An 8,192-nucleotide genomic window follows, 5' to 3' on the forward strand; every position below is an offset into this window, starting at 1 on the left:
ACCCAAGGAGAACTCCATGGCATCCCTTCCCGTGCTGCGCAATTTCATCGCCGGCAGCTTCACCGACAGCGCCGAACTGCATGAGGTGACCAACCCCGCCACGGGCGCGGTGCTGGCGCGCTCGCCCCTGTCCAGCCAGGCCGATGTGGACCGCGCCATCGCCGCCGCGCGCGGCGCCCACAAGGCCTGGGCGCGCCGCCCGGCCGTGGAGCGCGCGCAGTACCTGCGCCGCGTGGCGGCCCGCATCCGCGACAACGCCGCGCGCATTGCGCGCACCATCACCGAGGAGCAGGGCAAGGTCCTGGGCCTGGCCGAGGTGGAGGTGAACTTCACCGCCGACTACCTGGATTACATGGCCGAATGGGCGCGCCGCATCGAGGGCGAGGTCATCACCAGCGACCGGGCCAACGAGCAGATCTTTTTGCTGCGCAAGCCGCTGGGCGTGGTCGCGGGCATCCTGCCCTGGAACTTCCCCTTCTTCCTGATCGCCCGCAAGATGGCGCCGGCCCTGCTCACGGGCAACACCATCGTCATCAAGCCCAGCGAGGAAACGCCCATCAACTGCCACGCCTTCACCGAGCTGCTGGCCCAGTGCGAGCTGCCGGCCGGCGTGTTCAACGTGGTCTATGGCCAGGGCGGCACGGGCGCTGCGCTGGCCGGCCATGCGGGCGTGGACATGGTCAGCTTCACGGGCAGCGTGGCCACGGGCGAGCGCATCGCCGCAGCCTCCGCGCCCCACATCACCAAGCTCAACCTGGAGCTGGGCGGCAAGGCCCCGGCCATCGTGCTGGCCGATGCCGACCTGGACCTGGCCGTGCGCGCCATCCGCGACTCGCGCATCATCAACACCGGCCAGGTCTGCAACTGCGCCGAACGCGTCTACGTGCAGCGCCAGGTGGCCGACGAGTTCACGGCCCGCATCGCCCAGGCCATGGCAGCCACGCGCTACGGCGACCCGATTGCGCGGCCCGACGTGGAAATGGGCCCGCTGATCAACCAAAAGGGCCTGGACAGCGTGCAGGCCAAGGTGCGCCAGGCCATCGCCGACGGCGCGCAACTGGTCACGGGCGGGCAGGCCGCAGACCTGGGCGCGGGCTTTCACTTCCAGCCCACGGTGCTGGCCGGCTGCCATGCCGGCATGGAGATCATGCGCAAGGAAATCTTCGGCCCCGTGCTGCCCATCCAGGTGGTGGAGGACCTGGACGAGGCCATCGCCCTGGCCAACGACTGCGAATACGGGCTGACCTCGTCGCTTTACACGCGCGATCTGTCCAAGGCCATGCAGGCCATGCGCGAGATCGACTTCGGCGAGACCTACATCAACCGCGAGAACTTCGAGGCCATGCAGGGCTTCCACGCGGGCGTGCGCAAGTCCGGCGTGGGCGGTGCTGATGGCAAGCACGGCCTGTACGAGTACACGCACACGCATGTGGTGTACCTGCAGGGGTGAGCCAACGGCTCGCCTATCGCTTCACGGTGGCTGACGTTATGAACCGGGCAATGGTGCTGGAAACCCCGGGCACTAGCGGCAGCCCCTCCTTGTCATAGGTTGCAAGATTGGCAGCGCGATCGTTGGTCTCCACCTTCTTGAGCACATGGTTGGTGGCGGGCAACAGCACAAGCTTGGCGTTCGGTGCAGCCTTGGCCAGACGCTGAGCATCCTTTGGCTTGATCTGCAGGTCGCGCTCACCTTGAATGATGAGCACGGGTTTGGAATAGCCCGCTATCAGGCGAGCGGGGTCCAGCGCGAAGGTGTTGATGAGAAAGCCTTGTACGCTGGCATGGAACATGGTGTTGAGCGGCCTGTCCATCTGGCGGGTATCCACGCGCCTGCCTGCTTCCAGAGCATCGATGACCGGTAACGCCTGGTCCAGGATCGGTGCATTGGCGGGGTCTTCCTTGAGCTGTTCCCGAAGCGTCTGCCCCATTGGGCGACCAGGAGCTGCTACCAATATCAGTCCGCAGATATCGGAGCGGCCCTGACCAGCCTCCAGAGCGACCAGTCCACCTTCACTGTGTCCCAGCACCCAGACGCATTGGGCACCGGTCTCGCTGCGGATGGCGTCCACCCAGTGGTGCACATCTTCGGCATAGGCCTGGATGGTCACGGCATTGGGGTCCTCCACGGCCTTGTAGCTTTCGAACATGCCACGTTTGTCGATGCGTACGGTGGCAATGCCCTGGGTGGCCAGTTCCTGTGCGAGCAGTTGGTAGGTCGAGGCTTTGAGGCCGAACGGGCTGTTGCCGTTGCGGTCGGTGGGGCCTGAGCCGGGGACGATCAGCACGACCGGCGGCGCGCTTTGGCTCGGCATCAGCAGAACACCCCGCAGTGGGTCAAGTGGCCCCGTTGCCTGCAGCGGCTTTTCGCCAAGGACGGCCGTGGCCGGTGCGGCCATGGTGGTGCTTGCGCAGATGGCGGCCGCCAGGCCGAGGAGTAGAGCTTTCATGGGAAAGGCCGCAGAGTTGATCTGCGTGCCATTGGAGCATGCTTGTCTGTCGGCCCTGTCAGGTCGAGGCCGTGCGCTTGCGGTTGCGCGGCGCCTTGGGCGGCGGGCTGCTGGCCTCCAGCTCCCGCGCCCGGGCGCGGATGCGCGCAAAGGCGCTGGCCATGGCCTGCAGCTCGGGCTCGGGCACGGCGTCCATGAGCTCGCGGTTGATGGCCTGCACCTGCGGGAACAGCTCGGCATGCAGGGCGCGGCCCGTGTCGCTCAGGCGCAGCAGTGCGCGGCGCGCATCGCCCACCTGGCTCTCTTTCCACACCAGGCCCTTGGCCAGCAGCGCCGTGACCGCGCGCGAGGTGCGCGTGCGGTCCAGCTGCGCCTGCTCGGCCAGCTGCGAGGGCTGCAGCTGCCCGGCCTCGGCCAGCAGGCAGAGCATGCGCCACTCGCGCCGCGTGATGCCGTAGCGGCCCTCGCACAGGCGCACCACGCGGCTGCCAGCGGCCGCCTGCAGCCGCGCCAGGTGGTAGAGGAACATGTCGTCGAGCACGGCGGGGTGGCGCCAGCGGTGGAGGTCGGTCATGGACTCGCGGGCCGGTTTCGGGTTTACGCTAGGGATGATGGATTAGATGCATTGTCGGCGGCCTGCGTACATTGGCCGCAAGACAACGACAAGGAGACAAGTATGCCCAGCCCCCTCGCAGCCCTGGCGCGTGCCGCCCTGGCTTTGGTCGCCGCCGGCCTGTGCGCGGCGCCCGCCCTGGCCCAGGAATGGCCCAAGGCCAAACCCATCCGCATCGTCGTGCCCAATCCGCCGGCCGGCCCGTCCGACATCTCGCTGCGCCCCGTGGCCGCCGCCATGCAGGCGGCGCTGGGCCAGGCCGTGGTCGTGGACAACAAGCCGGGCGCCAACGGCAACATCGGCGCGGCCGAGGTCGCGCGCTCCGCGCCCGATGGCTACACCTGGCTGTGGGCCATGGACCCCGTGCTCACCGTCAACCCCCATGTCTACAAGAACATGGGCTACAAGGCCGACGCGCTGGAAACCCTGGTCGTGGCCGCGCGCTTCTCGCAGACCCTGGTCTGCGGCCCGGGCACGGGCTTCAAGTCCGTCAAGGACATGGTGGCCGCCAGCAAGACGCGCGAGCTGACCTATGCCTCGGGCGGCGCGGGCTCGCCGGGCCACCTGGTCATGGAATCGCTGCTGGCCACCTCGGGCGCCAAGATGGTCCATGTGCCCTACAAGGGCCCCGCGCCGGCCATGCAGGACCTGCTGGGCGGCCAGGTGGACTGCGGCTTCCTGGCCGGCCCCACGGTCTTGCCCCAGGTCCAGAGCGGCAAGCTGATCGCCCTGGCCACCTCGGGCAAGACGCGCTCGGCGCTGGCGCCCGAGCTGCCGACCATTGCCGAGTCGGGCTTTCCCGAGTTCGACGGCACCTTCTGGATTCTGCTGGCCGCACCCAAGGGCGTGCCGCCTGCCGTGCAAAAGCGCTTTGTCGACGCCATGAACGAGGCCATCCGCGCACCCGAGCAAAAGGAACGCGCCAAGGCCCTGGACATCGAGATGGTCGGCTCCACCGTGGCCGAGGCCCAGGCGCGTGCCAAGGGACAGTCCGCGCAGTGGGCCGCCCTGGTCAAGCGCATCCACCTGACCAACGACTGAAGCCGCCACCAGGGCCTGTGGCCCTGAGGCACCGCCGTTTTGGCGATACTCCCTTTCCCAACGCATCCACTGTCTCCTGGCTCCCATGGCAACCCAGCGCCCCAATCTGATCTTCATCCTGGCCGATGACCTCGGCTATGCCGACCTCGGCTGCACGGGCGCGCGCGATGCGCACAGCCGCGCCACCGATGTCTCGCCTCGCCTGGACGCCATGGCCGCGCAGGGCATGCGCTTCACGCGCGGCTATTCCAACTCGGCCGTGTGCTCGCCCACACGCTTTGCCCTGGCCACGGGCCGCTGGCAGTACCGCCTGCGCGGCGCGGCCGAGGAGCCGATCGCCAGCGTCCACGGCGACAAGGTGCTGGGCCTGCCGCCCGACCATCCCACCGTGGCCTCGCTGCTGCGCGACGCCGGCTACGCCACCGCCCTGGTCGGCAAATGGCACCTGGGCTACCCGCCGCATTTCGGCCCGCGCATGTCGGGCTACGAGGAGTTCTACGGCTTTCACGCAGGCGGCGCCGACTACTTCGCCCACTGCGACCCGCGTGGCCGCCCCGACTTCTGGATCAACGAGGAGCCGCACGAGGAAGAGGGCTATCTCACCGACCTGCTGAGCCGCCGCGCCGTGGACTTCGTCGAGCGCCAGACGGCCGACAAGCCCTTCTACCTGTCCCTGCACTACAGCGCCCCGCACTGGCCCTGGCTCACGCGCGACGACCTGGCGGAATCGCGGCGCATCGGCGGCTTCGGCAAGCACACCGACGGCGGCACCATCGAGACCTACCAGCGCATGATCCACCACATGGACGAAGGCATTGGCTGGGTGCTGGATGCGCTCGAGAAAAAGGGCATGGCCGAGAACACGCTCATCGTCTTCACCAGCGACAACGGCGGCGAACGTTTCTCCAACAACTGGCCCTTCATCGGCCAGAAGATGGACCTGCTCGAAGGCGGCATCCGCGTGCCCCTGCTGGCGCGCTGGCCTGACCGCATGCCGGCAGGCGCCGTCAGCGACACGCCCAACCTGACCATGGACTGGTCGGCCACCTTCCTGGCCGCCGCGGGCGTGGACGGCCACGCCGACTACCCGCTGGACGGCGTCAGCCTGCTGCCCCTGATGGAAGACGGTACCTGGAACCCCGAGCGCGACCTGTGCTGGCGCATGAAGCACCGCGCCCAGCGCGCCCTGGTGCGCGGCGACTGGAAATACCTGCAGATCGAAGGCGTGGAATACCTCTTCAACGTGGCCCAGGACCCGCGCGAACGCGCCAACCTGCGCGACCGCGAGCCCCAGCGCCTGGCCGAGCTGCGCCAGGCTTGGCAGCAATGGGATGCTTCACTGCCGCCCATTCCGGAAGAAGCCAAGGTGTCGCTGGTGTTCAGTCGGCAGGATCTGCCTTCGGCGACGTTTTGAGGGTGTGTGTGCCCGCAGGCTGTGGGCGATAAAACAAGGCAGGCCTTTGGGCCTGCCTTGTTTCCTGATTACTGGTACGTCCTGACCATGCCCGCCCGTGCGGCCTCCGAGTTGTCGCACATGTCCTTGGCCTGTTTGTAGAGGGCCTGGGCCTTGCTCTTGTCCTTCTCCATGACTTCGTAATGGCTGGCCTTGGCAAGCACCAGGTTGTATTGGAGATAGCTGGCGCTGGCCGAAGGCAGCGACTTCACGGCCTGTGACACCATTTGGTCCAGGCCCTCCAAGGACCCGCCCCAGCGCGGGCTCAGGTAATTGAGGGCATTGACGCGGGCCGCCAGGTTCTTGGGATCGGCCTGATCGGCCGCCTGCAGCCACTGCGCCGCAGTACGCCCACCCACCTGGTTTTCCATCGCGGCCAATCCAATCAGCATCGTCTGCGGCAAGGCCGAGCGGGCATCCAGCGCCATGGCCTTTTGCAGATACGGCTGAGCCTTCGCGCTGAGCTGCTTGACACTGTTCCACTGGCTGCCCGTCACACTGGAAGCCGGCGCGTTGCCGCGGGCGCCAAATGCCTTGTTGCCGTAATAGAGGCCCGCATTGAGCTGGGCAAAGAACGACTTGGGCTGCTGATCCGCCCACATGCGCATCACGTTCTCTTCCTGCAGGCTCAGTTGCTGCAGTCCCAGCAGATCCCGCATGGTCAACAAGTCCCCGCCCGAGGAAGAAAGATTCTTCTTGTGCCTGCGGGCCAGTTCCTTGTCCAGCGCCTCGAACTTGAACTCGCTGAGCAGTGCAGCCCTCTCGGACTCTTCCAGAGTGGCATTGCCATCGGGAATCAGCGGGCACTGCGCGGCATAGGTGGCAGTGGCTGCGGAGAGAGACAGGGTGGCGAGCAGGATGCGGATCAGGGTTTGGGTGGGGTTGGTGGCCATGTGCGTCCCTCTTGGAAATGGAATGTGTTATTCAAAAATTTTCAAATCAATGTTAGATATATTTGTCTTTCTCAAGACAATATATCCATCAAGATAAATTCGGCATCGAATGGTGAGCATCAGGCTCCATGCTATTAATTATCGACCAGCATGGTAAATAAATCATTCAGAAATTCAATTGCGTATGTTATGGATAAGCAATTTTTGCTGGGCAACTGTATGACTGAGGTTCATGCGGCATTAGCATGTTCATCCTGGAATGCTTGGGGCTTGTTCAGTGAAGGCAGGCTGATTAATTATTTTGTCAATTTCGGATTGTGAATAGAGACTATATCGTTCAAGCAGTCATTGTTGTTGCACGATAATACTACGTGTTTGTCTTTCACATAAAATTTTCCTTCAAAGAAGCCGCTTGAATTAAAATTTTTTACGGTTTCGTTTTTTAAATTGAACTGCATAACTCTTCCCCATTCATAGGATTTGTAGTCAATCAATGCGTCTTTTCTTTCAAGAAGCCCGCCAAATTCTCCTGTAGGAAAATATATATCGAGAGTTTTTCTATTCTTTTTGCTGAAAAATGGTGTGCTCACAATAAGTAGTGATTCTTTGCCTGCGAATTGAGTAGGCAGAGTCCATTTGCCTTTTACGGTTATGCATTTTTTGCTATTGGGTATGCAAAATTCGGAGGTTTTGGTATTTGAGTAAAAGAAATATATAGCACCCGTGACCGTGAAAGAAGTCAGCAAAATACCAGCAATATATTTTTTCATTTTATTCACATTCATCAGATGTTGAAATGGTCCAATTCCCTCGCCCTGCTGCATGAGCTGAATTTTCATAACCTTTGGGTGTGGCGCTAACCATTGCGCCGTATTCCGCGGCAACAGCTTTCGCTCCCGATAATCCACCAGAAGTTCCCGCAGCGATCAATGCGTCTGAGCCAAACTCAAACCCGATCTCTGCGGCCGTGAGTGCATCTATTTTTCTTTGTTTGTCTAAATATCTTAGTGCCTCGTTATCCCATTCACTCATCGGGGTACCTCGCGAGAGTTTTGCTACCAACTCTTCATATGCCTGCTTTCTCTTTAAAATTGCATCACATTTACACGATCTCTTTTTTGCGGATTTCCTTCCGGAAACAACACCCCACAAATCTAAAGCGCCTCCTGCAATATCAAAAAGACCGAGAGGGTCCATAGCGATAGTTGGTGATTTTGGGTATGAAGTATTATGAGATCCCCCCGCTAACCCAATCGGATCCTGATTCACATAACTCCCCACCACCGGATCGTAATACCGATGCCGGTTGTAATACAGCCCCGTTTCCCTGTCATGGTGCTGCCCCGGCAGCCGGATTGCCTGGTGCAGGCCCTGCGGGTTGTATTCCTGCAGCACATTGCCCCAGGGGTCCAGCTTGGCCGCCCAGGTGACTAGCCCCCGTTGGTCGGTCAGGGCCATGGGTGTGCCCAGGTGGTCGCAGTGGTAGTGGTGGATGGCGATGCGGGCGTGCTGTTCTTTTTCCTGTTCCTGCAGCTTTGCCTGCATGCCGCTGAGCAGGCGCGTGGTGCTGTCTGCCTGTTCGCCCAGCATGGCCTGGGCGCCGGACGGCAGGCCGTGGTCCAGGGTGTGGCGCAGGTGGCGGGCCGCGTCTTGCTGCATGTCGCGCGGTATGGCGTCGAGCATGGTTTGCATCAGGGCCAGGGCCGGCGTGTGGTTGGGGTCGTCCTGGTCGGGCAGGCCTGCGG

At 63.0% G+C, this 8,192-nt stretch carries 8 protein-coding genes; 3 read left to right on the top strand and 5 right to left on the bottom strand.

What is annotated here, in order from left to right; all coding sequences use genetic code 11:
• The first annotated feature begins 16 nt into the window (after window positions 1–16).
• Window positions 17–1,450 carry an aldehyde dehydrogenase gene (gene aldA / locus ACF8ME_RS24220; protein WP_047219370.1) on the top strand — a complete coding sequence of 478 codons (1,434 nt, stop codon included), beginning with the start codon at window positions 17–19 and terminating at the stop codon, window positions 1,448–1,450.
• Between the two features lie 13 nt (window positions 1,451–1,463).
• Here the strand turns inward: aldA and ACF8ME_RS24225 are convergent, their stop codons facing one another.
• Window positions 1,464–2,447 (bottom strand): alpha/beta hydrolase, encoded by a 984-nt coding sequence (locus ACF8ME_RS24225; protein WP_016452096.1) that lies wholly within the window; start codon window positions 2,445–2,447, stop codon window positions 1,464–1,466.
• A 58-nt stretch (window positions 2,448–2,505) separates the two neighbouring features.
• Window positions 2,506–3,021, bottom strand: coding sequence for a MarR family winged helix-turn-helix transcriptional regulator (locus ACF8ME_RS24230; RefSeq protein ID WP_016452095.1), 516 nt, complete (start codon window positions 3,019–3,021; stop codon window positions 2,506–2,508).
• A 102-nt stretch (window positions 3,022–3,123) separates the two neighbouring features.
• Here ACF8ME_RS24230 and ACF8ME_RS24235 point away from each other — a divergent pair, with 102 nt between their 5' ends.
• Complete coding sequence (locus tag ACF8ME_RS24235; protein ID WP_016448605.1) at window positions 3,124–4,101, top strand: tripartite tricarboxylate transporter substrate binding protein; 978 nt, start codon at window positions 3,124–3,126, stop codon at window positions 4,099–4,101.
• 85 nt (window positions 4,102–4,186) lie between these two features.
• Complete coding sequence (locus ACF8ME_RS24240) at window positions 4,187–5,515, top strand: sulfatase (RefSeq protein WP_280048472.1); 1,329 nt, start codon at window positions 4,187–4,189, stop codon at window positions 5,513–5,515.
• A gap of 68 nt (window positions 5,516–5,583) precedes the next feature.
• Here the strand turns inward: ACF8ME_RS24240 and ACF8ME_RS24245 are convergent, their stop codons facing one another.
• The 3 genes from ACF8ME_RS24245 to ACF8ME_RS24255 form a co-directional block, all read right to left on the bottom strand.
• A complete protein-coding gene (locus ACF8ME_RS24245) occupies window positions 5,584–6,447 on the bottom strand; it encodes a DUF4034 domain-containing protein (protein WP_392418499.1) in 864 nt (287 codons plus the stop codon).
• A gap of 296 nt (window positions 6,448–6,743) precedes the next feature.
• Window positions 6,744–7,232, bottom strand: coding sequence for a hypothetical protein (locus ACF8ME_RS24250; RefSeq protein ID WP_392418500.1), 489 nt, complete (start codon window positions 7,230–7,232; stop codon window positions 6,744–6,746).
• On the bottom strand, window positions 7,219–8,192 hold a 974-nt coding region (locus ACF8ME_RS24255; protein ID WP_392418502.1), incomplete at its 5' end, for an RHS repeat-associated core domain-containing protein. The genes ACF8ME_RS24255 and ACF8ME_RS24250, both read right to left, overlap by 14 nt.

This window comes from Delftia sp. WSY_7 (genome assembly GCF_043104845.1).
Lineage (GTDB): Bacteria > Pseudomonadota > Gammaproteobacteria > Burkholderiales > Burkholderiaceae_C > Comamonas > Comamonas tsuruhatensis.

Bases quoted from the DNA above. Each gene is read 5' to 3' on its own strand.
- ACF8ME_RS24230 (WP_016452095.1), bottom strand. From the start codon at position 3,021: ATGACCGACCTCCACCGCTGGCGCCACCCCGCCGTGCTCGACGACATG.
- ACF8ME_RS24225 (WP_016452096.1), bottom strand. From the start codon at position 2,447: ATGAAAGCTCTACTCCTCGGCCTGGCGGCCGCCATCTGCGCAAGCACC.
- ACF8ME_RS24250 (WP_392418500.1), bottom strand. From the start codon at position 7,232: ATGAATGTGAATAAAATGAAAAAATATATTGCTGGTATTTTGCTGACT.
- aldA (WP_047219370.1), top strand. From the start codon at position 17: ATGGCATCCCTTCCCGTGCTGCGCAATTTCATCGCCGGCAGCTTCACC.
- ACF8ME_RS24240 (WP_280048472.1), top strand. From the start codon at position 4,187: ATGGCAACCCAGCGCCCCAATCTGATCTTCATCCTGGCCGATGACCTC.
- ACF8ME_RS24245 (WP_392418499.1), bottom strand. From the start codon at position 6,447: ATGGCCACCAACCCCACCCAAACCCTGATCCGCATCCTGCTCGCCACC.
- ACF8ME_RS24235 (WP_016448605.1), top strand. From the start codon at position 3,124: ATGCCCAGCCCCCTCGCAGCCCTGGCGCGTGCCGCCCTGGCTTTGGTC.